Source organism: Curtobacterium sp. MWU13-2055, assembly GCF_023242305.1.
Taxonomy (GTDB): Bacteria; Actinomycetota; Actinomycetes; order Actinomycetales; family Microbacteriaceae; genus Curtobacterium.
Window position 1 is genome coordinate 28,030 of the sequence record NZ_JALLIO010000002.1, and the last position, 22,353, is coordinate 50,382.

The window sequence follows — 22,353 nt, forward strand, 5'->3', positions numbered from 1 at the left end:
GACTCGCAGGGTGAAAGCGTGGCTCCTGTACACCCTGGCCCGGCTCGGCATCTTCGCGGCGGCGCTCGTGCTCCTCCGGCTCCTGACCCCGATGCCCTGGTACTGGGCGACGATCATCGCCGCCCTCGTCGGGCTGCTGGTGTCCTACATCGCGCTCGCCGGACTCCGCACCAAGGTCGCCCTGAGCCTGGCGAACCGCCGCGGTGGCCCGGAGCGCGATGCGGACACCGACTTCGAGGACGACTTCGTCGACGCGGCGGACACCGACGCCGCGGACACCCCGACCGTGCGCCCGGTGTCGGACGCCGACCGGCACGCCGCGCGCCGGGACACCGACGCGGAGTAGTCCGGTGGAGTCCTACGGCTGGACGGCGAGTGTAATGCCGAGCACCACGCCGAAGACCAGCGACGCGAACGACGACAGCTGCAGTGCTGTGATGAGTTCACGGGGCTTGCGGGACGACACCCCGATCGCGAGCGCCGGCAGGGCCAGCAGCAGTGAGAAGTACGCGAAGCCCGTGCGGAAGTAGAGCAGGACGAACCAGAGCAGCACGACGTACGGCAGCAGCAGGAACAGGCCGTACAGCACCCGTGCCACCGGTCGTCCGACGACGACGGCCAGGGTGCGCTTGCCGGCGAGACGGTCCTCGTCGATGTCGCGGATGTTGTTCACCATCAGGACCGCGCAGGCGAAGAACCCGGCGGCGACCGCGGCGGCCCATCCGCTCGTGGTGGCCTGGCCGATGAGCACGTACTGGGTGCCGAGCACGGCGACGAGTCCGAAGAACACGAAGACGAAGACCTCGCCGAGCGCGTTGTACCCGTAGGGCTTCTTGCCGCCGGTGTAGAACCAGGCAGCGACGATCGCGGCGGCGCCGACGAGCAGCAGCCACCACAGCTGGGTGAGCACCACGATGACGATCCCGGCGACCGCGGCCAGCCCGAAGAACGTCAGCGCGACGGTCAGCACCGTGCGGGGCTTCGCGAGGCCGGCCCCCGTCAGTCGAGCGGGGCCGACGCGGTACTCGTCGGTGCCGCGGACCCCGTCGGAGTAGTCGTTGCTGTAGTTCACGCCGATCTGCAGGAACAGTGCCACTGCCAGGGCGAGCAGCGCGATGGCGAGGTGCCCGTCCTGCGCCAGGAACGCACCGAAGTCGCCCGTGGTGCCACTGTCGACGAAGCCCACGGTGGTGCCGAGCACCACGGGGACGACGCCGAGCGTCAGGGTGCGGAGCCGTGCCCCGCCGATCCAGTCCCGCGCGGTCGCCCGGCGCTTCGAGCGGACCGGGGTCGCAGCCTTCGCCGGGTTGCCCGAGCGGCCCTGCTTGTGCGTCGTGTTCTTCGTTCGTGCCACGACCACCGATCCTATCCGCGCCGCGTCGCACTGCACCGCGGTGCCGACGCGCGGGCCTACGAGGACGCCAGGTCCTGGATCGCCCGCCGGTCGGGCTTGCCGGACGCGAGCATCGGCAGCCGGTCGACCACCACCACCGCGGCCGGACGTGCCGCTCGGCCGAGGGCGTCGCCCACGTGGGACCGGACGGTGTCGAGGTCGAGCGGCTGCTCGGTGACGACGACCGGCACCTCGCCCCACTCCCCCGAGGCCCGTCGGGTGACGACTGCACCGTGCTGGTCGGGCAGGTCGCGCACGAGCCGCTCCACCGCGCCGAGCCGGACCTTCTCGCCGCCGGAGATCACCACGTCGTCGAGGCGTCCGAGCACCCGGACCACCCCGTCCGACACCGCGGCGGTGTCCCCCGTGCGGTACCAGCGCAGGCCGTCGCGCTCGACGAAGGTCGCAGCCGTGCGGTCCTCGTCGCCGAGGTACCCCTCGGCGAGCATCGGACCCGCCAACTGGAGCTCCTCGTCCACCACCGCGGTGCGGACGGTCCCGAACGGCACGCCGTCGTACACGCAGCCGCCGCTCGTCTCGCTGGCGCCGTAGGTCGTCACGATGCGCACGCCCGCGGCGACCGCTCGCTCGCGGAGCGCCGCCGGGGTCGCCTGCCCGCCGACGAGGACCGCGTCGAACCTGCCCAACGCAGCCGTCGCGCGGTCGTCGTCGAGCACGCGGGCGAGCTGCACGGGGACGAGCGACGTGTAGCGACGGGGAGCCGCTGGGCCGGTGACGAGCTGGTCCACGGCGTCCGCGAACGCCGTGGCGTCGAAGTGCCCCGGTGCCACGACGACCGGCGTCGTCCCCGCTGCGATCGAGCGGGTCAGGACGTTGAGGCCCGCGATGTAGTGCGTGGGCAGCGCCAGCACCCAGCTGCCCGGTCCGCCGAGCGCTGCGTCCGCCGCTGCGGCACCGGCGAGGAGCGCCTCGGACGAGAGGGCCACGCGCTTGCCGGTGCCGGTGGACCCGCTCGTCTCGACCACCAGGGCGACCCGCTGCCGGACGTCGGCCGGTGGCGGGGTCGGCAGCGCCGGTGTCCCTTCGGCGACGGGGAGCAACGCGGGGCCGCCGGCGAGCGCTGCCTCCAGGCCGCGGAGCACTGCCAGCGGATCCGACGTGCCCAGCGCGACCAGCGGACGGGTCATGCCGGCACCGCCGGGCTCAGTAGTGCCACGGGAACGACGTCCACTCGGGGGCGCGCTTCTCGAGGAACGAGTCGCGGCCCTCGACGGCCTCGTCGGTGCCGTAGGCGAGCCGCGTCGCCTCGCCCGCGAAGACCTGCTGGCCGACCATCCCGTCGTCGACGGCGTTGAACGCGTACTTGAGCATCCGGATCGCCGTCGGGGACTTGCCCAGGACGATCTCGCCCCAGCGGATCGCCTCGCGCTCGAGGTCCTCGTGCGGGACGACCGCGTTCACCGCACCCATCTCGTACGCGCGCTGCGCCGAGTACTCCTGCGCGAGGAAGAAGACCTCGCGCGCGAACTTCTGGCCGATCTGCTTGGCGTAGTAGGCGCTGCCGTAGCCGCCGTCGAACGATCCGACGTCGGCGTCGGTCTGCTTGAACCTGCCGTGCTCGGCGCTGGCGATGGTCAGGTCGCAGATCGCGTGCAGCGAGTGCCCGCCGCCGGCTGCCCAACCGGGGACCACGGCGATGACGACCTTGGGCATCATGCGGATCAGGCGCTGCACCTCGAGGATGTGCAGTCGTCCCATCGACGCCTGCGCGGCGGCCGGGTCGACTCCTTCGGGCGGCGCACCCTCGTCGCCGACGTACTGGTAGCCGCTGCGCCCCCGGATGCGCTGGTCGCCGCCGGAGCAGAACGCCCAGCCGCCGTCCTTCGGGCTCGGGCCGTTGCCGGTCAGCAGGACGACGCCGACGCGGGGGTCCTGGCGGGCGTCGTCGAGCGCCCGGTAGAGCTCGTCGACGGTGCGCGGACGGAAGGCGTTCCGTACCTCGGGCCGGTCGAACGCGACCCGGACGATCCCCTTCGAGACGTGCTTGTGGTACGTGATGTCCGTGAACTGCTCCGCGATCGGAGCCGCGGTCCAGACGTCGGGATCGAACAGGTCGGAGACGGGAGCAGCCATGCCCCCAACGTACCGCCGCCGGTCAGGCGCCCATGCCGGTCAGGACCTCGGGTGCGACGAACACCAGGATCACGATGAGGATCACCGGGTTGGCGAAGAAGGCCACCACGACACCGATCGCCCCGTACCACCGGCCGAGGCCACCGACGGCCGCGACGAAGCCGAGCACCGCCGCGATGAGGGTCAGGAAGACCACGACGAAGCAGATCCCGAACGCGAACTCGGTGTCACCGCCCATGAAGACCGCGAAGGCGCTGGCGTCCACCGCGGCGGACACCACCGCGAGGCCGAGGGCGATCTTGCCGACGATCGGGCTGCGGCGCTTCCGACCCGCCGTCTGGCGGACGTCGACGGTGTTCTGCTGCATGAGCCGCGCGAACTCGTCGGTGTCGCGACCGGGGCGCTGCGCACGCTGCTGCGGTTCCCGCGCCACCGCGCCTCCCTCGTTCCGGACGGTTCGATCCGGGTCGTGACCAGTGCCGACCGAGGCCGACCGATGCATGCTAATGCCCTGCCCTGGCGGTCCCCTCCGAGGAACCGGCAGGTGCCCTGGGTGCGGTGGGAGGATGGCCGACGTGCTCCCCGACCTCGCCGAACTCACCGCCGACGCGCACGTGGTCGCCCTGCCGATGCGGGTGCGGTTCCGCGGCATCACCACGCGCGAGGCGGTCGTCCTCCGCGGCCCCTCGGGCTGGACCGAGTTCTCACCCTTCGTCGAGTACGACGACGCCGAGGCCGCCGCGTGGCTCCGGGGCGCGATCGACTTCGGCTGGACCGAGCACGAGGCCGCCGCCGACTCGGTGCCGGTGAACGCCACGGTGCCGGCGATCGCCCCGGACCAGGTCGCCGCACTGCTCGCGCGCTATCCCGGGTGCACCACCGCCAAGGTCAAGGTCGCCGAACCCGGCACCACCGTCGACGAGGACGTCGCCCGGGTCGCCGAGGTCCGACGGGTGATGGGCCCCGCGGCCGCCGTCCGGGTGGACGCCAACGGGCTGTGGAGCGTCGACCAGGCCACCGAGGCGCTCGAACGCCTTGCTCCCTTCGACCTGCAGTACGCCGAGCAGCCCTGTCGGACCGTGCCGGAGCTCGCCGCGCTGCGAGCACGGATCGACGGCCTCGGGGTGCGGATCGCCGCGGACGAGAGCGTTCGCAAGGCCGCGGACCCCCTCGCCGTCGCACGAGCCGGAGCGGCTGACGTCCTGGTCGTCAAGGCACAACCGCTCGGGGGCGTCACCGCAGCGCGTACGGTCATCGCCGAGGCCGGGTTGCCGTGCGTGGTCTCCAGCGCGCTCGACACCTCGGTGGGGCTCGGCATGGGCGCGTTCCTCGCCGCGGCCGCGATGTCCCCGGGGTACGCCGCCGGGCTCGGGACCGCCGCGATGTTCGCGTCCGACGTCACCGTGGACCCGCTGCTGCCGGTCGGGGGCCGCGTGCCGGTGCGACGGGTCGCGGTGTCGGCGGACCTGCTCGACCGGAACGCCGCGTCGCCGGAGCGGACGGCGTGGTGGCTCGCGCGGGTGGCGCGGGTGCACGCCGTACTGGCCGCCGCGTAGACCCGTCTTCCCGGCCCTGCACGCGACCGGACGACGGACGGGAGGCACGGTGCCAGCTGGCACCGTGCCTCCCGTCCGGTCCTGGTCGCGACCAGAGCCGCGTCAGTGACGCGCGTCGCTCACAGGCCCGAGTAGCTGTGCAGGCCCTTGAAGAAGACGTTCACGACCGAGAAGTTGAACATCACGGCGGCGAAGCCGATGAGCGCCAGCCACGACGACCGCGCACCGCGCCAGCCGCGGGTCGCACGGGCGTGGATGTACCCGGCGTAGACGACCCAGATGATGAAGGTCCAGACCTCCTTGGTGTCCCAGCCCCAGTACCGGCCCCAGGCACGCTCCGCCCAGACCGCACCGGCGATCAGGGTGAAGGTCCAGAGGACGAAGCCGACGAGCAGGACGCGGTAGGTCAGGACCTCGAGGCGGTCGGCGTCCGGCAGGGTCGCCATGAAGCGGAGCTTGCCCGAGGCGGTCCGGCCCTGGCGGTACGTCTGCACGAGCTGCGCCACCGCGAGCCCCGCACCGAGCGCGAAGAACCCGGTGCCGGCGATCGCCACGAAGACGTGGATGACGAGCCAGTACGACTGCAGCGCCGGCTGCAGCGGCACGACCGGGACCCAGTAGTTCACCGTCGCGATGCCGAGCAGGATGATCGTCAGCCCGGTGATGAAGACGCCGAGGAACTTCAGGTTCTGCCAGAACTGCACGAGCAGGAAGATGAGCGTGATGAGCGCCGTGCCGGTCAGCGAGAACTCGAACATGTTGCCCCACGGCACACGGTCGGCCGCGATGCCGCGCAGGACCACCGATGCGACGTGCAGCACCAGCGCGAGGATCGTCATGGCCATGCCGACGCGCTCGAACTTCGTGCCGCGCGCGGCCGAGCCGCCGGCGTGCGCCGGGGGTGCCGCGACCGGTTCGAGCACGACGGTGCCGCCCCGGACGGTGGCGACGGTCTTCGCCGAGCGGGCCGCGCCCACCGAGGCGGTCGCCGCAGCGTCGTCCGAGTCCGCACCAGCGTTCTTCGCAGCTGCCGTCACCTCGCCGGAGCGTTTCGCCATGTCCAGCGCGAACGAGATGAACGCGATGACGTAGACCGCCATCGCGGAGTACGTCAGCACGACCGAGTAGGTCGCGAGGTTCGTGGTCATGTCGTTCACTGGGGCATCCTAACTCCGAGGTCCGACGTGTGGCGCTGTGCGATGTCCGCGACGGCCCGTTCGAGGTTGGGGTCCTCACCGCGGGCGAGGCCCGCGTACTCCAAGTCGTACTCGCCGTGCTCTGCGCCCTTGCGGGGGACGACCTTCACCCACACGCGTCGGCGCGGGACGAAGAGCGACGTGAGCAGCCCGAGCGTCGAGAGCAGCGCGAAGGCGGCGACCCACGCCTGCGACGGGTCGTGGTGCACGTCGAGCGACACGTAGCGCTTGACGCCGTCGAAGGTGATCGACCCGGCACCGTTCGGCAGCTTCTTGGTCTGCCCGGGCTCGAGCGCGATGCTCGCCGTGTCGGACTGACGGCCCGCGATCTGCGTGAGGCCCTTGGTGTCGAGCGTGTAGACGCTCTGCGGCACGCCGCTGTCGAGGCCGAGGTCGCCGGTGTAGACCTGCAGCGTCAGCAGCGGGTTCTGCGTGTCCGGGTAGGCGCTCGTGTACGCACCCGAGGCGAGCTTCGACGCCGTCGGGTAGAAGAACCCGACCATGCCGAGCTGGTCCGGCAGCGCGTCCGGCACCTTGATGACGCCGGTGGACGTGTAGTTGGCGTCCTCGGGCAGGAACGGCACGACGTCCTGGAACGCCACGTTGCCCTCGCCGTCGCGCACCGTGACGTTCATCGCGTAGCCGTTGCCGAGCAGGTAGACGTTGGTGCCGCCCACGTGCAGCGGGTCGTTCACGCCCAGGCGGCTGGTCGTCGACTCGCCGCCCTTCTCCTTGCTCGTCACGGTCGCCGAGTAGTCGAGCGCCTGGCCGAGGGCGTCGAGGTTGCGCTCCTCGTACTTCGTGACGAACTTGTCGAGCGTCAGGTTGTAGCCCTTGAGGTCGGTCTGCTGGAACCAGCGACCCGGGTTGAACGAGTCGTAGGAGCCGAGGACGTTCGAGAACGTCTGCCCCTCGACCAGCAGCCGCTGGCCGGTGAACCCGAACCCGCCGCCGACACCGACGGCCAGCAGGACACCGACGAGCGCCGCGTGGAACACCAGGTTGCCGGTCTCGCGCAGGTAGCCGCGCTCCGCGCTCACCGAGTCGCCGAAGCGCTCGACGCGGTACCCGGAGCGCTTCAGGATCGCCATCGCGCGCGTGACCGCGTGCTCGCTGGACGGGAGGCCCGTGGTCACGTCGATCCCGGTGGTGCCGTCGATCATCGCGTCGGGCTGCACCGCCACGGTGCGGAAGCCCGCCAGTCGCGTCAGGCGGACGGGGGTCCGGGGCGGACGGGTGCGGAGCGCCTGCCAGTGGTGCTTCGTGCGCGGCACGATGCAGCCGATCAGGGAGACGAACAGCAGCAGGTAGATCGCCGAGAACCACACCGACGTGTAGGTGTCGAAGACCTGCAGCTTGTCGAGGATCGGGTAGAGCGTGGCGTGGTCGGCCTTGTACTGGACGACACCGTTCGGGTCGGCGGTGCGCTGCGGCACGAGCGAGCCCGGGATCGCCGCGAGGGCGAGCAGCATGAGCAGGAACAGCGCGGTGCGCATGCTCGTGAGCTGTCGCCAGAAGAACCGGAGGGTGCCGACGAAGCCGAGCTTCGGCTGGTTGATGCCGGCGTCGCCGGGTCCGGAGCCGTCGACGTGGTCGGACGGTCGCTGCGGGTCCGACGCGGTGTCGGCGCCCGTCGCTTCGGTTTCGGGATCAGACCGCGGGGACAAAGCTCTGGATCACCGCCCCGACGCTCGACATGACGGCCGACCAGATTCCGGTGACCATGAGCAGACCGATGACGATCAGGATCGCTCCTCCGATGATGTTGACGGTGCGCATGTGCCGCTTCACGGCGCGGATCGCACCGGTCGCCCAGCCGGCCCCGAGGGCGACGAGGACGAACGGGATGCCGAGGCCCAGGCAGTACGCGACGCCGAGCCACATGCCCTGCCAGGCACTGCCCGACTGCACGCTGAGCAGGTTGATGGCGGCGAGGGTCGGGCCGAGGCACGGGGTCCAGCCGAGGCCGAACACGATGCCGAGCAGCGGGGCGCCGACGAGTCCGGTCGCGGGTGTCCAGCTCGGCTTGATGGTGCGCTGCATGAACGTGAACCGGCCGACGAACACCAGCCCCATCGCGATGACGACGACGCCCAGGATCTGCGTGATGAGGTCGCGCCACCGCACGAGCCAGAAGCCGAGCGCCCCGAACACCGTCGTGTACGCGACGAAGACCGCCGTGAACCCGAGGATGAACAGGAGCACGCCGAGCACGACCCGCCCGCGGCGCTGCCCGCCCTCGGCGATCCCACCGACGTACCCGAGGTAGCCGGGCACGAGCGGGAGCACGCACGGCGACAGGAACGAGACGAGTCCCGCGAGCGCCGCCACGGGCAGTGCAACGGCCATCTGGCCGCTGAGGATCGCCTCGGCGAAGGGGTTGGAGGCCACGGGTCAGGAGGCCTTGCCGGCGTCGACTTCGTCGCTGATCAGGGTCTTCAGGATGCTCGTGCCGTCGACGGCGCCGAGCACCCGGGCAGCCACGCGGCCCTTGGTGTCGAGGACGATCGTGGCCGGCACGGCGTTCGGGGCGATCTGACCGGACAGGGCGAGCTGCATCGTGCCGGTCTTCTGGTCGAGGACGGTCGGGTAGTCGACGCCGAAGGTGCGCTCGAAGGCGGCTGCGGTCGCTGCCTCGTCGCGGACGTTGACGCCGATGAACGCGACGTCGTCGGCACCGGCGTAGGACTCGTGCACCTCGTTGAGGTACTTCGCCTCGGCGCGGCACGGCGGGCAGCTCGCGTACCAGAAGTTCAGGACGACGACCTTGCCCTTGAGGTCCTTCGACGAGACGGTGTCGCCGTCGGAGTCCTTCGCCTCGAAGTCGACCGCGTCGGACCGCTTGTCGGCGGTGACCTCGGTCACCGCGCCGTCGCCGGAGATGTAGTTCTGGGTGGTGCCGTTGCCGTACTGCTTGGCGAGGCCACCGTTGTCCGACGAGCACCCGGACAGGACGAGCGCCGCGGCGACCGCCGTCGCTGCGAGGACCGCGAACCGCTTGCTGATGACGCTCACACTGCTCCTTCGTCGATGGCGGTCGCGCGCAGCTCCTGCGCGGGATCCGTGTACCCGACCTCGGTGAACCGACCGGTCGACGTGGCGGGTACCCGTTCGACGGTCGTGATGCTCGACAGGTCGCAGCGGCGCTTGCGTGGGTCGTGCCAGAGCGACTCCCCCGCGAGCTTCCGGTGGACCGTCCAGATCGGCAGCTGGTGGCTGACCAGGACGACGTCGCCGCCGTCCACGCTCTCCCACGCCGTGGTCATCGCGGCGAGCATGCGGTTCGCGATCGACTCGTACGCCTCGCCCCAGCTCGGCCGGAACGGGTTCGCGATCCAGGGCCACTCCGCCGGACGGCCGAGCGAACGCTTCGTGAAGCCCGGGGGCTGCCCCTCGTACCGGTTCGTCGGCTCGATCAGGCGCTCGTCCAGCGTGACGTCGAGCCCGTACGCGGCCGACCACGGCGCCGCGGACTCCTGCGTGCGCTGCAGCGGCGAGGCGACGATCCGGCGCACGTCGACACCGGCGTCCTTCCACGCGGTCGCCGAGGCGAGGGCCATCTGCTTGCCGAGGTCGCTCAGTCCGAAGCCCGGGAGCCGCCCGTACAGGACGCGGTCGGGGTTGTGCACCTCACCGTGCCGGACGAGGTGGAGTCGGGTGGCGGGCATGGGTTCCAGTGTAGGTCGCCCACCGGTGCTCACCGGCCCCACAGCCGATTCACCGGATGCGGAAGCGCTCAGCCGAGCTCGCCCGACAACCGCCCGTGGATGGCCACCGACCCGGTGTTGAGGCCCACGACCTCGACCGTGGACCCGTGCTTGGCGAACCGCTGCTCGACGCCGTCCAGCGCCGCGACCGTCGAGGCGTCGAAGACGTGCGCGTCGGACAGGTCGATGACCACGTGCTCCGGGTCCTCGGCGTAGGAGAACCGCGTGACGAGGTCGTTCGACGACGCGAAGAACAGGGCGCCGCGCACCCGGTACCGCACGGTGTGCTCGTCGACCGGCTCGCGGACGACGGTGACGACGTGCGCCGCCCGGCGAGCGAAGACCAGTGCTGCGACGACGACCCCGACGAGCACGCCGGTCGCGAGGTTCTCGGTCACGACGACCACCACGACGGTGATGAGCATGACGGCGGTCTCCCCGAGGGGCATCCGCCGCAGGGTGCGCGGACGGATGCTGTGCCAGTCGAAGGTCGCCACGCACACCATGAGCATCACGGCGGTCAGCGCGGCCATCGGGATCTCGGCCACGAGGTCGTGCAGCACGATCGTCAGGACGAGGACCGACGCACCGGCGACGAAGGTCGAGATCCGGGTCCGTGCGCCCGCGGTCTTCACGTTGATGACCGTCTGGCCGATCATCGCGCAACCACCCGTCCCGCCGAAGAACGCCGACGCGATGTTGGCGACGCCCTGCCCCCAAGACTCCCGCCACTTGCTCGAGCCGGTCTCGGTGATGGAGTCGACGAGCTGCGCGGTCAACAGGGTCTCGATGAGGCCGACGATCGCGACGCCGAACGCGTACGGCGCGATGATCTGCAGCGTCTCGAAGGAGAACGGGGTGACGATGCCGTTGAACCCGGGCAGTGCGGTGGGCAGTTCGCCCTCGTCGCCGACCGTGGGGACGACGACGCTGAAGAGCATGGTGATGCCGGTGATCACGACGACCGCGATGAGCGGCGCGGGGACGGCCTTGGTCAGGAACGGGAAGCCGACGATGATCGCGATGCCGAGGGCGGTGAGCGGCCAGACGACGAACGGGACGTCGGGGCCGAGCAGGTTGGGCAGCTGCGCGGTGAAGATGAGGATGGCCAACGCGTTGACGAACGCCACGTTGACGCTGCGCGGGATGAAGCGCATCAGGCGCGCGACCCCGAGGAACCCGAGCACGAGCTGGAACACGCCGCCGAGGACGATCGCGGGCACGAGGTACTCGATGCCGTGTTCGCGGACGAGCGGCGCGATGACCAGGGCCACCGAACCGGCCGCGGCGGACACCATCGCCGGACGGCCGCCGACGATCGAGATGACGACGGCGATGATGACGCTCGAGAACAGGCCGACCGCGGGGTCGACCCCGGCGACGACGGAGAACGAGATCGCCTCGGGGATGAGCGCGAGCGCGGTGACGACACCGGCGAGGACCTCGCGGGTGAGCATGCGGGGTGAGCGGAGGGCGGTGAGGACGCTCGGGGCCGCCGGCGCGTGTGTGATCACGGACATCGATCGGAACTCTACCCTCACGTGAGGGTAGAGTTGTGCACCGTGAGCGCCACCGACACCCCGGACACGATGCACATCGGCGAGCTGGCGGACCGTGCCGGCATGTCCCTGCGGACGATCCGCCACTACGACGAGGTCGGGCTGCTCGTGCCGAGCGGCCGCACCACGGGCGGGTTCCGGGTCTACACCGCACAGGACCTGGACCGGCTGCTCGTGATCCGCCGCATGAAGCCACTCGGGTTCACGCTCGACGAGATGGCGGACCTGCTGCGGGTCGTCGATGCGCTGGCGGCGAAGGACCCCGACGACGAGCCAGCGCTGGCTGCACGCCTCGACGAGTACCTCGACGATGCCCGGGCCCGGCACGCCAAGCTCGTCGAGCGCGCCGGCATGGCCGAGGAGTTCATCGGCACCCTGGGGTCACTCCGCGCTTCGCTCCCCTGACACCCCGCTGTCCTCGGCGAGCACCCGAGCCCGCATGCGCTGCCGCTCGAGCTCGAGCTTCAGCTCTCCTTCTTCGACGTGCAGCTGCCAGTCGATCGCTCCTCGTTGCGCCCAGTCCCACATGCTCTCGCCGGGCGCAGGACCGATGTGCGGCCGCTCGGCAGGAGCCGCTTCCTTCCGTACCAGTTCTCGCCAAGCACGACGCAGACGAGTCGTCATCACGGTCTCCTCTTCTCGATGAACAGTTCCGCCAGCACCCTTGCAGCGGGTTCTTCTCCGGCGGGCACTTTTTGCATGTCGTACATCGCCTGTGCCAGATTGCGTCCGATCTCGCGACGTCCGACCTCGCTCGCAGTGATCAGGTCGAAGACCACCGTCAGCCGCGTCCAGTAGCGGTCCCGCTGCTCGCGCGCGACGTCCCGCCGCCAGCGGATGACCGCCCACAGCCCACCGACGAACGCCGCGAGCAGCGTGAACGCCGCCGTGCACAGCGCTGCTGCCACGACAGCGACCGCCGCAGGCGGCCAGGTCGCGAGCTCCCCCGTCCCCGTCCCCACCCGGTCCCCCTCTCGTCTCGCGACCCGGCCACGTCGAGAACGCTACGGAGCCACTCGACGCCCCACGGGCCTCCCGGTCAGACCTGTGGACGACGCCGGAAGCGATCCGCCCTGTGGAGAGGAACACCCTGCGGACCGACGCCGCCGGACGCAGACGGTTAGACTCGACCACCGTGATCGAACGCACCCGCATCGCCGACCTCGCTGCCCTCCCCGACGGCCCCGTCTCCGTGGCCGGATGGGTCGAGACCGTCCGAGACCAGAAGAAGGTGCAGTTCGTCGTCCTCCGCGACGAATCCGGCGCCGTCCAGCTCGTGAACCCCGCCACGCGCGAGGCCGAGGACGGTGACGACGCCGCCCAAGCCGCGCTCGCCACCACCACCGAGATCTCGGCCCTCGCCCACGGCACCTTCATCCACGCCACCGGCACCCTGAAGCACGACGAGCGCGTCAAGCTCGGCGGGCTCGAGGTCAAGGTCGGCACGCTCGAGGTGGTGAGCGCCGCGATCCCGGAGACCCCGATCGCCGACGACTCGTCGCTCGACAAGCGGCTCGACTGGCGCTTCCTCGACCTGCGCAACCGCAAGCAGAACCTCATCTTCCGCATCCAGACGACCCTGGAGCACGCGTTCCGCACCTACTGGGTGGACCGCGACTACATCGAGATCCACACCCCGAAGCTGATGGCGTCGGCGTCCGAGTCGCGCGCCGAACTCTTCCAGCTCGAGTACTTCGAGACGACCGCCTACCTGGCGCAGTCGCCGCAGAACTTCAAGCAGATGGCCCAGCCGGCCGGCTTCGGTGCCGTGTTCGAGATCGCCGACGCGTTCCGCGCGGACCCCTCCTTCACGAGCCGCCACGCGACCGAGTTCACGAGCGTCGACGCCGAGTTCTCGTGGATCGAGTCCCACGAAGACGTCATGGCGATGCACGAAGAAGTCCTGGTCGCCGGCATCACCGCGGTCAAGGAGAAGTACGGCAAGGACGTCGAGGAGGTCTTCGGCTTCGAGCTGCAGGTCCCCGCGACGCCGTTCCCCCGCGTGACCCTGGCCGAGGCCCGGAAGATCGTGGCCGACAGCGGACACGACGTCGTCCGCGCCGACGGCGACCTGGACCCCGAGGGCGAGCGCCGCGTCGCCGCCTGGGCGAAGGAGCACCACGGTTCGGAGTTCGTGTTCGTCACCGAGTACGACGCCTCGATCCGGCCGTACTACCACATGCGGAAGCCCGGCGACCCGTCGCTCACGAACAGCTACGACCTCATCTTCAACGGCGCGGAGATCTCCACGGGCGCGCAGCGCGAGCACCGCGTCGACGTGCTCGAGGCGCAGGCCGTCGAGAAGGGCCTCGACCCCGAGGAGATCGGCTGGTACCTCGACTTCTTCCGCTACGGCGTGCCGCCGCACGGTGGGTTCGGCATGGGCCTTGCGCGCGTGCTCATGCTCATGTTGGGTGAGCCGTCCATCCGCGAGGTCACGTACCTCTTCCGTGGACCGACGCGCCTGACCCCGTAGTCACATCGCGCGCCGCCCCGCGCGAGCGCACGTCGCGCGGCGCCCCGCGCGAGCGCACATGGTGAACAGGAATGGTCGCCTCCCGATGCGGGAGGCGACCATTTCTGCTCACGAAGCGCCACAGCGCACGCAGCGCCGGGGGCGGGACGGGACGCCCGGCTCAGCTCTGCCAGTCGATGGCAGCCCGCCCCGTGACCAGTCCACGGATCTCGGCTGCGGCAGCCTGGTGGTCCGGGTGCACCTGGTACTCGTCGAGTCCGGCGAGGTCGTCGAACGATGCGACGACGGCGACGTCGCTGTTCTTCTCCGGGTAGGCGACGTTCTCGACGACCTCGAGCGAACGGATCGACCCGATGGTGCCGGTCAGGCCGGTCAGGAGTTCGCGGATCCGGGCGATGGTCGCGGCGCGGTCGAGGTCTTCGCGCAGGGTCCAGGCGACGACGTGGGAGATCATGCGGGGGAACCGGCCTTCTCGAGGGCACGTGCGAGCCGGTCGGCGTCGACGTGCCAGTTGCTGTGGACGCGCCCGTCGACCAGCACGACGGGGATGTCCTCCGCGTACTCCTGGCGGAGGGCGTCGTCGTCGAGGATCGAGCGTTCCTGCAGTGTCACGCCGGGGTGTTCGGCGACGACGCGTTCGACCACGGGCCGTGCGTCGTCGCAGAGGTGGCATCCGGGCTTCGTCAGGAACGTCACTGCGGGCATGGCTCCAGCGTAGCCCGCGGTCCGCGTCCCCTGGGGAATGCGAAAGCCCCGGCGAACCGGGGCTTGACGCTGCAGGCTCGGGGCCTACTTCTTGTTGCGACGCTGGTGGCGCGTCTTGCGAAGCAGCTTGCGGTGCTTCTTCTTCGCCATGCGCTTGCGACGCTTCTTGATGACAGAACCCATGTGGACCTCGCTCGGACTGTGCTGATGTATCGGACACCGGGCCGTCGAGACCGCGGAAAATCAACCCGGCCGAGTCTACCGGAGGGCTGACGCGATGTCGAACGCGCCCGGAACGGACGGGTGTGCGCTCAGCCGACGTCTGCGATGCCGCCGCGCAGCACGTCGGCGACGGCTGACTCGGGGACACGGAAGGACCGGCCGAAACGGATGGCGGGGAGCTCACCGGCGTGGACCATGCGGTACACGGTCATCTTCGAGACACGCATCATCTCGGCGACCTCAGCGACGGTGAGGAAGCGCACGTCGTCGAAACTGCCGGTCATGATCCGCCTTCGGTGGCTCGCACGCGATCCGCGCACGGGTTTGGTGTGACCTGTGTGGTCACTGGCAACTGTAGAGGCGCGTGCGACCCAGTGTCCAGGCTCAGTCTTCGTCGCCGCGGCGGGTGAAGCGCTTGCGGCTGCGGTCGACGACACGCTCCCAGCCCTGCTGCGCACCGGAGATCGCCGCGGTGGCCCGGTAGGACGCCTCGGCCATGACACGCCCGAGCTCAGTCCCGACCTCGACGGTGGTCTTGCCGGCAGCACCGTTGCGGCGGACGGACACGGGCTGACCGTCGGGGGTCCAGGCCGTGGTCGCGGGCATGCCGTCGGCGTCGACCGCGCCGGTGAACGGCAGGACCCAGTCCTCCAGCGACACGAGCGGTTCCGGGTCGAGCCGGTAGAAGCGGTGCTGCCCTTCTTCACGGCTGGTGACGAGTCCGATGTCGCGCAGGACCCGGAGGTGCTTCGACACCGTCGGCTGGCTGACGCCCAGTCGTTCGACCAGTTGCCCGACGCTGAGTTCCCCGCCGGTGACGTCCGATCCGTACGCGGCGAGGAGGGTCCCGAGCAGCTCGCGCCTCGTGGGGTCCGCCACGACGGAGAAGATGTCGGCCATGCGGGCAAGGCTAGCCGGGGCACCACGGATGTACCATGACGAACCGTCCCGGCCCATGTCCTCGGAGGCATACGATGCTCGACCGTACCGAGCCGCTCCCGCGGCACGTGACCGTCACCCGACGACGCGGCGGACGGATCGCGACGGTCCTGCGCTCGTCGCCGTCACGTCTGGCGATCCTGGTGTTCGTCGCCCTCATCTTCGTGTTCACAGCGCTGTTCATGACCCCGTGGGCTGCGGCCGACGGGACCGGCACGCACTTCTCCGACGCGCTGTTCACGGCGGCGTCGGTGGTCTGCGTCACGGGCCTCGCGACCGTCGACATGGCCACGCACTGGTCGGTGTTCGGCAAGGTCCTCGTGGTGATCGGGACGCAGATCGGTGCGGTGGGCGTCCTGACCTTCGCGTCGATCCTCGGGCTCTTCGTGACCCGCAAGCTCGGGCTCCGCGCGAAGCTGATGGCCGCTGGCGACTCGAACCCGCTCCGCACCCACCACGGGGCGGTCCCCGAGGGGCAGGCCGTCCGCCTCGGCGAGGTCGGCACCCTGCTCGCCACGGTCGCGGTGAGCACCCTGTCGATCGAGATCGTCCTCGGCTTGCTGCTGCTGCCGTCCGTGCTGATCGCCGGCATCCCGTTCTGGACCGCGGTCGGTGACTCCTTCTACTACGCCGCCATGGCGTTCACGAACACCGGCTTCTCACCGAACGCGGACGGCCTCGACCCGTTCGCCCACGACTACTGGTTCCTGACGCTCCTGATGATCGGTGTCGTCGCGGGGTCGATCGGGTTCCCGGTCATCCGCACCCTGACGAAGCAGCTCCGCACGCCGCGCCGCTGGCCCATCCACGTCAAGCTCACGCTGGCCACGAGCGCCGTCCTGCTCATCGGCGGTGCGATCGTCTACACCGCGCTCGAGGCGTCGAACCCGACGACCTTCGGCGAGGAAGGGGCCGGCCGGACCGCGTTCCAGGCCCTCTTCCTGTCGACGATGACCCGGTCCGGTGGCTTCTCGCTCGTCGACTTCGACCAGCTGAACGGCTCGAGCCTGCTCGTCACCGACATGCTCATGTTCATCGGCGGCGGGTCGGCCTCGACCGCCGGCGGCATCAAGGTCACGACGCTCGCCGTGCTGTTCCTCGCCGCGGTCGCCGAGGCCCGGGGCCGGCAGAGCATGGAGGCGTTCGGCCGCCGCATCCCGAGCGACGTGCTGCGGGTCGCGGTCGCCATCGTGCTCTGGGGGGCGACGATCGTGGCCGTCGCGACCGTGGTGCTCCTGCAGATCACGGACGATTCGCTCGACCGTGTCCTGTTCGAGGTGATCTCGGCGTTCTCCACCAGTGGGCTGTCCTCGGGTGTCTCCGCGAACCTGCCCGAGTCCGGCAAGTACGTCCTGGCCGCCACCATGTTCCTCGGCCGGGTCGGTACAGTGACCATCGCCGCAGCCCTGGCCGCGAGTCAGAGCCGGCAACTGTTCCGCCGTCCCGAGGAGAGGCCGATCGTTGGCTGACCGAACCCGTCCCCCGCACCCGATGGGTGCGATCAGTCACGACGCACCCGTGCTCGTCATCGGCCTCGGCCGGTTCGGCGCCGCCACCGCCGGTCAGCTCGAACGGCAGGACCGCGAGGTGCTGGTCGTCGACACCGACCCGGGCCTGGTGCAGAAGTGGTCCGACCGGGTCACGCACGCCGTGCAGGCCGACGCGACGGACATCGACGCCCTGCGCCAGATCGGTGCGCAGGACTTCGCGATCGCGGTCGTCGGCACGGGCAGCGACCTGGAGTCGAGCGTGCTGATCACCGCGAACCTGGTCGACCTCGGCATCCCGCAGATCTGGGCGAAGGCCATCAGCCGGTCGCACGGCACGATCCTGTCCCGCATCGGCGCGAACCACGTCGTCTACCCGGAGCGCGAGGCCGGTGAGCGCACGGCGCACCTGGTGTCCGGACGCATGCTCGACTTCATCGAGTTCGACGACGACTTCGCGGTGGTGAAGATGTTCCCGCCGCGGGCGGTGCGCGGCAAGGACCTCGCGACCACGGTGATCCGCACGCGGTTCGGCCTGACGGTGCTCGGCATCAAGCCGCCGGGCAGCCCGTTCGTGCCGGCGACCCCGGAGAGCATCATCGGCGAGAACGACGTGATCATCGTCTCGGGTTCCGAGACGGACCTGGAGCGCTTCGCCGCCTACGAGTAGTCCCGGACGCGTCTACGACGCCGCGATCTCCTCCGCACGCGCGATCGCCGCGCGCGACGCGCGCAGGAACGTGTCAGCGAGGTCGGCGTCCTGCAGCACCGCGACGGCCCGCTCGGTGGTGCCCTTCGGGCTCGTGACGGCACGCCGCAGGTCTGCGGGTCCGCGATCCGACCGCTCGAGCAGCTCGACGGCACCCCGGAGCGTGCCCTGCACCATCGCGGCCGCCTGCTCCGGGGTGAAGCCGAGCGCCTCGGCGGCACGCTGCCACTCCTCGACGAGCAGGAAGACGTAGGCCGGGCCCGAGCCGGACACCGCCGACAGGGCGTCGAGCTGCGCCTCGGGCACCTCGAGCACCCGTCCTGACGCCGTGAACACCGACGACGCGAGCGCGACGGCCTCGGCGTCCGCCGACGCCCCGGCGCTGATCCCGGTGACGCCGTGGCCGACGCCGATCGGCGTGTTCGGCAGCGCCCGGACGACCCGGACCCCGGCCGGCACCCGCGCCTCCATGCTCGCGGTGGTGGTGCCGACCGCCACGCTGACCAGCACCGCACCGGGCTCCAGGTCGGCGGCGACCTCGTCGAGCAGGTCCGCGATCACGTACGGCTTCACACCGACGACGACGAGTGCCGCGCCACGGACGGCCGCGCGGTTCGCGTCGGGGTCGGTGTCGCTCGCGGTGGCGTCGAGCCCGCGCTCCCGGTGGGCGGCCGCCGACGCCTCGGACTTCGTCGTGAGGGTCACGGTCGCCGGGTCGAGTCCGGCGGCGAGCAGGCCGTCGAGGACCGAGCCGGACATGGAGCCGACGCCGAGCAGGGCGGTACGGGGCAGGTCGATCGTCATGCTCCCGACCCTACCGACCGGCCTCGCCTAGGATCGTCTTCCAGATCGGGAGAAGGGGACAGCTGTGAGCGCTTCAGGAGGCACGAAGGCGATCCTCGCCGCACTCGGTGCTAACGTCGGCATCGCGATCGTGAAGTTCGTCGCGGCGGCGATCAGCGGGTCCGCGTCGATGCTGGCCGAGGGCGTGCACTCCCTGGCCGACTCCGCGAACCAGCTCCTCCTGCTGCTCGGTGGTCGCCGGGCGCGCCGCGCTGCCGACGAGGAGCACCCGTTCGGCTACGGCCGCGAGCGCTACGTCTACGCCTTCGTCGTCTCGATCATCCTGTTCTCCGTCGGCGGCGTCTTCTCGCTCTACGAGGGCATCGAGAAGCTCGCCCACCCGCACCCGCTCGAGAACTGGTGGCTGCCGCTCGTCGTGCTCGTCATCGCGATCGGGCTCGAGGGCTTCTCGCTCCGCACCGCGCTGAAGGAGGCCCGCCCGCAGAAGGGCACGCTCAGCTGGGTCCAGTTCGTCCGCCGTGCCAAGGCTCCGGAGCTGCCCGTCGTCATGCTCGAGGACACCGCGGCACTGCTCGGCCTGGTGTTCGCACTCTTCGGCGTCGGGCTGACCGCGATCACCGGCAACGGCGTCTTCGACGCGATCGGCACGATCTTCATCGCTGCCCTGCTCATCGCCGTCGCGGTCGTCCTGGGCATCGAGACGAAGAGCCTCCTCGTCGGGGAAGGCGCGACCGCCGCCGACGTCGAGCGGATCAAGCACGCGGTGCTCGACGGCCCGGAGGTCGACTCGATCATCCACATCAAGACCCTGTACCTGGGTCCGGACGAGCTGATGGTCGGCGTGAAGGTCGCCGTCGACGGCGACCGCCGCCTGGGGGACGTCGCCGCGGGCATCGACACGGTCGAGCAGCGGGTGCGCTCCGCGGTGCCGATCGCCCGGGTCATCTACGTCGAGCCCGACGTGCTCCGCACCGGTCCGCGCCCGCCGACCGAGGCGATCGTCATCCTCACCGCTGACTGAGCGCCGCCCGGCTCAGCGCCGCCCGGCGAAGAACGCGTCGAGCAGCGCGGCGCACTCGCGTTCGAGCACGCCGCCGACGACCTCGGAGCGGTGCGGCAGCCGACGGTCCCTGGCGATGTCGTAGACGCTGCCGGTCGCGCCCGCCTTCGGGTCCCAGGCGCCGAACACGACCCGCGGCACGCGTGCGGCCAGGATCGCCCCGGCGCACATCGGGCACGGTTCGAGGGTCACGACGAGCGTGTGCTCGTCGAGGTGCCAGTCCCCCGTGACCGCGGCGGCCGCGCGGAGCGCGAGCACCTCGGCGTGGGCGGTCGGGTCCTGCAGCGCCTCGCGCTCGTTCCGGCCGACGGCGACGACGAAGCCGTCGCGGTCGAGCACCACCGCGCCCACGGGCACGTCGCCGGTCGCCAGGCAGGCCCGGGCCTCGTCGAGCGCGCGCTCCATCGCCGGGACGAACGGACGGGCAGCGGGCGCTTCCACGGGACCTCCAGGTGGTCGGCAGCACGGTAGGCTCGACCCTATGCGAGTCCACGTCGCCGACCACCCGCTCATCACCCACAAGCTCTCGGTGCTCCGCGACCGGACCACACCCTCCCCCACGTTCCGCGCCCTGACCGAAGAGCTCGTCACGCTCCTCGCGTACGAGGCCACGCGGAACGTCCGGGTCACCGCGACGCCCATCGACACCCCCGTGGCGCACACCATGGGCGTCTCGATCGCCAAGCCGCGTCCGCTCGTCGTCCCGATCCTGCGTGCCGGCCTCGGCATGCTCGAAGGGATGGTCAAGCTCGTGCCGACGGCCGAGGTCGGGTTCCTCGGCATGGCCCGCAACGAGGAGACGCTCGAGCCGCAGACCTACGCCGAGCGCCTGCCCGACGACCTGTCCGGCCGTCAGTGCTTCGTGCTCGACCCGATGCTGGCCACCGGCGGGACCCTCGCCGCTGCCATCGACTTCCTGTTCGCCCGCGGTGCCGAGGAGATCACCTGCGTGTGCATCCTCGGTGCGCCGGAGGGGCTCGCCATGGTCGAAGAGGCCGTCGGCGACCGCAACGTCTCGATCGTCCTCGGTGCCCTCGACGAGAAGCTCGACGAGAACGGGTACATCGTCCCCGGTCTCGGCGACGCCGGCGACCGCCTCTACGGTCTGGCCGAGTAGGCAGTCGACGTCACCGACGATCGACGGGAGGCCCGTGGCGACACCGCCACGGGCCTCCCGTCGTCCGTCAGCCCGGTCCACCGCGACCGGTGCGCGGAACGCACCGTCTGCTCGGACGGTTGACACCACCTTGGTATACCGCCGATACTCGTCCCATGACTGCAACCGTGTCCACCCGCGTCCTCTCCGAGGTCCAGGGGACTGCCGGCATGATGATGCCGGTCGCCGTCATGCGTTGTCGAATGTGTGCCTGATCGGCACCCGTTCCAGCCGGATCCCCCGCGACACCACCCCGGTCGCGAGCGTGTGATCCCCGGGTGACGGACACCGTCGGCGACGCGCACCACGTCACGAGGTCTGTCTCCCGTTCCCCCGGGTCCGCCCCGGTCCGCAGCAGGACCGCAGGGCACATCGGCATCCAGCCGTACCCGGGTCGACGCATTCGACACCGCCGCCAGCGCCACACGCGCACCGGCCACATCGCCCGGAGAACCACCATGTCGCTCACCATCGCCCAGCCCCGCACCGCGCTCCGCACCGCCGCTCCGGCGCCGACCGACCTCGGGACGGTCACCCCGATCCGTCCGCGTCCCGCGACACCGGCCACGACCGGGCAGACGAGCGTGCCGACCAGCCCGGTCGTCGCACCGCAGCGCAACCGCTCCCTGCCCGAGGGCACCGAGGCCCGTGGCTTCGCGCTCTACGTCGGGATCGACGAGGCGAAGGCGGCGGCGGCCGGCACGACGCTCGCAGCCGTCGTCGAGCAGCTGAAGGCACTGACCGCGCAGCTGGTGCCGAACTCGGAGACCTACGCGGCCGTCGCCGTCGCCGCGGAGCAGTCCGGTGGCCGTGACGTCGACGTCGTCCGCCTGGCCCTGCAGGACCGGTCCGCGGTCGCCGCCCGCAAGCAGGCCGAGAAGCCCGAGCCGGAGGAGACCGGGGTCGTCATCGACATCTCCCGCAAGCGCGTCACGCTCGACGGCGACGCAGCCCCCCTGACCTACAAGGAGTTCGAACTCCTGCAGTTCCTGGTGCTGCGCGAGGGCCAGACGGTGGACCGCTCGGCCATCATCGACGGCCTGTGGTCCGACGGCGAGGACGAGACCCCGAACGAGCGCACCATCGACGTGCACGTGCGCCGGCTCCGCTCCAAGCTCGGCGCGTTCGAGGAGATCGTCCGCACCGTCCGCGGCGTGGGCTACCGGTTCGACCGGCACGCCGACGTGGCCGTGCGCTACGCCTCGACGCCGTCGCCCGACCTCTTCTGATCCTGATCGGCCGCTCTTGGTGAACTCGCAGCGAACGACGCACGCGGAGGCTAGCGCGCCG

General features: G+C 70.8%; 28 protein-coding genes. 9 read left to right on the forward strand and 19 right to left on the reverse strand.

Annotated features, from left to right (window positions below; genetic code table 11):
* Positions 1-10 precede the first annotated feature (10 nt).
* Positions 11-346 (forward strand): DUF4229 domain-containing protein, encoded by a 336-nt coding sequence (locus tag M4960_RS04725; protein WP_123292098.1) that lies wholly within the window; start codon positions 11-13, stop codon positions 344-346.
* Between the two features lie 12 nt (positions 347-358).
* Here M4960_RS04725 and M4960_RS04730 read toward each other — a convergent pair whose 3' ends face one another.
* The 4 genes from M4960_RS04730 to M4960_RS04745 are packed head-to-tail and all read right to left on the reverse strand — an operon-like array spanning position 359 to position 3,920.
* On the reverse strand, positions 359-1,360 hold the full coding sequence (locus M4960_RS04730) for a 1,4-dihydroxy-2-naphthoate polyprenyltransferase (protein WP_248703610.1): 1,002 nt from the start codon (positions 1,358-1,360) through the stop codon (positions 359-361).
* 50 nt (positions 1,361-1,410) lie between these two features.
* Complete coding sequence (locus M4960_RS04735) at positions 1,411-2,541, reverse strand: AMP-binding protein (RefSeq protein WP_248703611.1); 1,131 nt, start codon at positions 2,539-2,541, stop codon at positions 1,411-1,413.
* A gap of 16 nt (positions 2,542-2,557) precedes the next feature.
* Positions 2,558-3,487, reverse strand: coding sequence for a 1,4-dihydroxy-2-naphthoyl-CoA synthase (locus M4960_RS04740; RefSeq protein ID WP_111084280.1), 930 nt, complete (start codon positions 3,485-3,487; stop codon positions 2,558-2,560).
* Between the two features lie 22 nt (positions 3,488-3,509).
* Positions 3,510-3,920, reverse strand: coding sequence for a hypothetical protein (locus M4960_RS04745; RefSeq protein ID WP_123292094.1), 411 nt, complete (start codon positions 3,918-3,920; stop codon positions 3,510-3,512).
* A 133-nt stretch (positions 3,921-4,053) separates the two neighbouring features.
* Between M4960_RS04745 and M4960_RS04750 the strand changes: the two genes are divergently transcribed.
* On the forward strand, positions 4,054-5,043 hold the full coding sequence (locus M4960_RS04750; RefSeq protein ID WP_248703612.1) for an o-succinylbenzoate synthase: 990 nt from the start codon (positions 4,054-4,056) through the stop codon (positions 5,041-5,043).
* A gap of 119 nt (positions 5,044-5,162) precedes the next feature.
* Here the strand turns inward: M4960_RS04750 and ccsB are convergent, their stop codons facing one another.
* From ccsB to M4960_RS04780, 6 genes are all read right to left on the reverse strand, one after another.
* A complete protein-coding gene (ccsB, locus tag M4960_RS04755) occupies positions 5,163-6,191 on the reverse strand; it encodes a c-type cytochrome biogenesis protein CcsB (protein ID WP_173169456.1) in 1,029 nt (342 codons plus the stop codon).
* Between the two features lie 5 nt (positions 6,192-6,196).
* Entirely contained in the window at positions 6,197-7,906 is a 1,710-nt protein-coding gene (locus tag M4960_RS04760) for a cytochrome c biogenesis protein ResB (RefSeq protein ID WP_235036025.1), read from the reverse strand.
* Positions 7,890-8,588 (reverse strand): cytochrome c biogenesis CcdA family protein, encoded by a 699-nt coding sequence (locus M4960_RS04765; RefSeq protein WP_123292336.1) that lies wholly within the window; start codon positions 8,586-8,588, stop codon positions 7,890-7,892. The genes M4960_RS04760 and M4960_RS04765 overlap by 17 nt, the downstream gene beginning before the upstream one ends.
* A gap of 45 nt (positions 8,589-8,633) precedes the next feature.
* On the reverse strand, positions 8,634-9,254 hold the full coding sequence (locus M4960_RS04770; protein WP_123339052.1) for a TlpA disulfide reductase family protein: 621 nt from the start codon (positions 9,252-9,254) through the stop codon (positions 8,634-8,636).
* Positions 9,251-9,907, reverse strand: coding sequence for a histidine phosphatase family protein (locus M4960_RS04775; RefSeq protein ID WP_123292091.1), 657 nt, complete (start codon positions 9,905-9,907; stop codon positions 9,251-9,253). The genes M4960_RS04770 and M4960_RS04775 overlap by 4 nt, the downstream gene beginning before the upstream one ends.
* A 68-nt stretch (positions 9,908-9,975) precedes the next feature.
* On the reverse strand, positions 9,976-11,466 hold the full coding sequence (locus M4960_RS04780; protein WP_131879310.1) for a SulP family inorganic anion transporter: 1,491 nt from the start codon (positions 11,464-11,466) through the stop codon (positions 9,976-9,978).
* Between the two features lie 69 nt (positions 11,467-11,535).
* Between M4960_RS04780 and M4960_RS04785 the strand changes: the two genes are divergently transcribed.
* A complete protein-coding gene (locus tag M4960_RS04785; protein ID WP_111084475.1) occupies positions 11,536-11,910 on the forward strand; it encodes a MerR family transcriptional regulator in 375 nt (124 codons plus the stop codon).
* Here M4960_RS04785 and M4960_RS04790 read toward each other — a convergent pair.
* Positions 11,887-12,129: a hypothetical protein gene (locus M4960_RS04790; protein ID WP_248703613.1), complete on the reverse strand. Its 243-nt coding sequence runs from the start codon at positions 12,127-12,129 to the stop codon at positions 11,887-11,889. The two genes, M4960_RS04785 and M4960_RS04790, sit on opposite strands and share 24 nt — an antisense overlap.
* A complete protein-coding gene (locus M4960_RS04795) occupies positions 12,129-12,413 on the reverse strand; it encodes a hypothetical protein (RefSeq protein WP_194646420.1) in 285 nt (94 codons plus the stop codon). The genes M4960_RS04790 and M4960_RS04795 overlap by 1 nt, the downstream gene beginning before the upstream one ends.
* A 227-nt stretch (positions 12,414-12,640) precedes the next feature.
* On the opposite strand from M4960_RS04795, the gene aspS reads away from it, so the two are divergent.
* Positions 12,641-13,981 (forward strand): aspartate--tRNA(Asn) ligase, encoded by a 1,341-nt coding sequence (gene aspS / locus M4960_RS04800; protein WP_248703614.1) that lies wholly within the window; start codon positions 12,641-12,643, stop codon positions 13,979-13,981.
* Between the two features lie 160 nt (positions 13,982-14,141).
* Here the strand turns inward: aspS and M4960_RS04805 are convergent, their stop codons facing one another.
* From M4960_RS04805 to M4960_RS04825, 5 genes are all read right to left on the reverse strand, one after another.
* Entirely contained in the window at positions 14,142-14,435 is a 294-nt protein-coding gene (locus M4960_RS04805; protein WP_123292087.1) for a Dabb family protein, read from the reverse strand.
* Positions 14,432-14,686, reverse strand: coding sequence for a glutaredoxin family protein (locus M4960_RS04810; protein ID WP_123338836.1), 255 nt, complete (start codon positions 14,684-14,686; stop codon positions 14,432-14,434). The genes M4960_RS04805 and M4960_RS04810 overlap by 4 nt, the downstream gene beginning before the upstream one ends.
* Positions 14,687-14,770: 84 nt before the next feature.
* Positions 14,771-14,869 (reverse strand): 30S ribosomal protein bS22, encoded by a 99-nt coding sequence (locus tag M4960_RS04815; protein WP_003792170.1) that lies wholly within the window; start codon positions 14,867-14,869, stop codon positions 14,771-14,773.
* A 128-nt stretch (positions 14,870-14,997) separates the two neighbouring features.
* Positions 14,998-15,192, reverse strand: coding sequence for a helix-turn-helix domain-containing protein (locus tag M4960_RS04820; RefSeq protein WP_022902482.1), 195 nt, complete (start codon positions 15,190-15,192; stop codon positions 14,998-15,000).
* Between the two features lie 100 nt (positions 15,193-15,292).
* Positions 15,293-15,808 (reverse strand): helix-turn-helix transcriptional regulator, encoded by a 516-nt coding sequence (locus M4960_RS04825; protein WP_123292085.1) that lies wholly within the window; start codon positions 15,806-15,808, stop codon positions 15,293-15,295.
* A 74-nt stretch (positions 15,809-15,882) separates the two neighbouring features.
* Here M4960_RS04825 and M4960_RS04830 point away from each other — a divergent pair, with 74 nt between their 5' ends.
* Together M4960_RS04830 and M4960_RS04835 are read left to right on the forward strand one after the other, a co-directional pair.
* Positions 15,883-17,316, forward strand: a complete 1,434-nt coding sequence (locus M4960_RS04830; protein ID WP_248703615.1) for a TrkH family potassium uptake protein — start codon at positions 15,883-15,885, stop codon at positions 17,314-17,316.
* Positions 17,317-17,338: 22 nt separating this feature from the next.
* Positions 17,339-18,004, forward strand: a complete 666-nt coding sequence (locus M4960_RS04835) for a TrkA family potassium uptake protein (RefSeq protein ID WP_111084290.1) — start codon at positions 17,339-17,341, stop codon at positions 18,002-18,004.
* Between the two features lie 12 nt (positions 18,005-18,016).
* Here the strand turns inward: M4960_RS04835 and proC are convergent, their stop codons facing one another.
* Positions 18,017-18,847, reverse strand: coding sequence for a pyrroline-5-carboxylate reductase (gene proC / locus M4960_RS04840; protein WP_248703616.1), 831 nt, complete (start codon positions 18,845-18,847; stop codon positions 18,017-18,019).
* A 64-nt stretch (positions 18,848-18,911) separates the two neighbouring features.
* Here proC and M4960_RS04845 point away from each other — a divergent pair, with 64 nt between their 5' ends.
* The gene (locus M4960_RS04845) at positions 18,912-19,868 is read left to right on the forward strand and encodes a cation diffusion facilitator family transporter (protein WP_194672211.1); all 957 of its coding nucleotides are present in this window, start codon (positions 18,912-18,914) and stop codon (positions 19,866-19,868) included.
* 12 nt (positions 19,869-19,880) lie between these two features.
* Here the strand turns inward: M4960_RS04845 and M4960_RS04850 are convergent, their stop codons facing one another.
* Positions 19,881-20,312 carry a nucleoside deaminase gene (locus tag M4960_RS04850; RefSeq protein ID WP_248703923.1) on the reverse strand — a complete coding sequence of 144 codons (432 nt, stop codon included), beginning with the start codon at positions 20,310-20,312 and terminating at the stop codon, positions 19,881-19,883.
* Positions 20,313-20,388: 76 nt separating this feature from the next.
* Here M4960_RS04850 and upp point away from each other — a divergent pair, with 76 nt between their 5' ends.
* Positions 20,389-21,024, forward strand: a complete 636-nt coding sequence (gene upp, locus M4960_RS04855) for a uracil phosphoribosyltransferase (RefSeq protein ID WP_111084293.1) — start codon at positions 20,389-20,391, stop codon at positions 21,022-21,024.
* 497 nt (positions 21,025-21,521) lie between these two features.
* The gene (locus tag M4960_RS04860) at positions 21,522-22,292 is read left to right on the forward strand and encodes a winged helix-turn-helix domain-containing protein (protein ID WP_123292081.1); all 771 of its coding nucleotides are present in this window, start codon (positions 21,522-21,524) and stop codon (positions 22,290-22,292) included.
* The last annotated feature ends 61 nt before the right edge of the window (positions 22,293-22,353 follow it).

Bases quoted from the DNA above. Each gene is read 5' to 3' on its own strand.
- M4960_RS04735 (WP_248703611.1), bottom strand. From the start codon at position 2,541: ATGACCCGTCCGCTGGTCGCGCTGGGCACGTCGGATCCGCTGGCAGTG.
- M4960_RS04740 (WP_111084280.1), bottom strand. From the start codon at position 3,487: ATGGCTGCTCCCGTCTCCGACCTGTTCGATCCCGACGTCTGGACCGCG.
- M4960_RS04750 (WP_248703612.1), top strand. From the start codon at position 4,054: ATGGCCGACGTGCTCCCCGACCTCGCCGAACTCACCGCCGACGCGCAC.
- ccsB (WP_173169456.1), bottom strand. From the start codon at position 6,191: ATGACCACGAACCTCGCGACCTACTCGGTCGTGCTGACGTACTCCGCG.
- M4960_RS04765 (WP_123292336.1), bottom strand. From the start codon at position 8,588: ATGGCCGTTGCACTGCCCGTGGCGGCGCTCGCGGGACTCGTCTCGTTC.
- M4960_RS04775 (WP_123292091.1), bottom strand. From the start codon at position 9,907: ATGCCCGCCACCCGACTCCACCTCGTCCGGCACGGTGAGGTGCACAAC.
- M4960_RS04780 (WP_131879310.1), bottom strand. From the start codon at position 11,466: ATGTCCGTGATCACACACGCGCCGGCGGCCCCGAGCGTCCTCACCGCC.
- M4960_RS04785 (WP_111084475.1), top strand. From the start codon at position 11,536: ATGCACATCGGCGAGCTGGCGGACCGTGCCGGCATGTCCCTGCGGACG.
- M4960_RS04790 (WP_248703613.1), bottom strand. From the start codon at position 12,129: ATGACGACTCGTCTGCGTCGTGCTTGGCGAGAACTGGTACGGAAGGAA.
- M4960_RS04805 (WP_123292087.1), bottom strand. From the start codon at position 14,435: ATGATCTCCCACGTCGTCGCCTGGACCCTGCGCGAAGACCTCGACCGC.
- M4960_RS04810 (WP_123338836.1), bottom strand. From the start codon at position 14,686: ATGCCCGCAGTGACGTTCCTGACGAAGCCCGGATGCCACCTCTGCGAC.
- M4960_RS04815 (WP_003792170.1), bottom strand. From the start codon at position 14,869: ATGGGTTCTGTCATCAAGAAGCGTCGCAAGCGCATGGCGAAGAAGAAG.
- M4960_RS04820 (WP_022902482.1), bottom strand. From the start codon at position 15,192: ATGACCGGCAGTTTCGACGACGTGCGCTTCCTCACCGTCGCTGAGGTC.
- M4960_RS04825 (WP_123292085.1), bottom strand. From the start codon at position 15,808: ATGGCCGACATCTTCTCCGTCGTGGCGGACCCCACGAGGCGCGAGCTG.
- M4960_RS04830 (WP_248703615.1), top strand. From the start codon at position 15,883: ATGCTCGACCGTACCGAGCCGCTCCCGCGGCACGTGACCGTCACCCGA.
- M4960_RS04835 (WP_111084290.1), top strand. From the start codon at position 17,339: ATGGGTGCGATCAGTCACGACGCACCCGTGCTCGTCATCGGCCTCGGC.
- proC (WP_248703616.1), bottom strand. From the start codon at position 18,847: ATGACGATCGACCTGCCCCGTACCGCCCTGCTCGGCGTCGGCTCCATG.
- M4960_RS04850 (WP_248703923.1), bottom strand. From the start codon at position 20,312: ATGGAGCGCGCGCTCGACGAGGCCCGGGCCTGCCTGGCGACCGGCGAC.
- upp (WP_111084293.1), top strand. From the start codon at position 20,389: ATGCGAGTCCACGTCGCCGACCACCCGCTCATCACCCACAAGCTCTCG.
- M4960_RS04860 (WP_123292081.1), top strand. From the start codon at position 21,522: ATGTCGCTCACCATCGCCCAGCCCCGCACCGCGCTCCGCACCGCCGCT.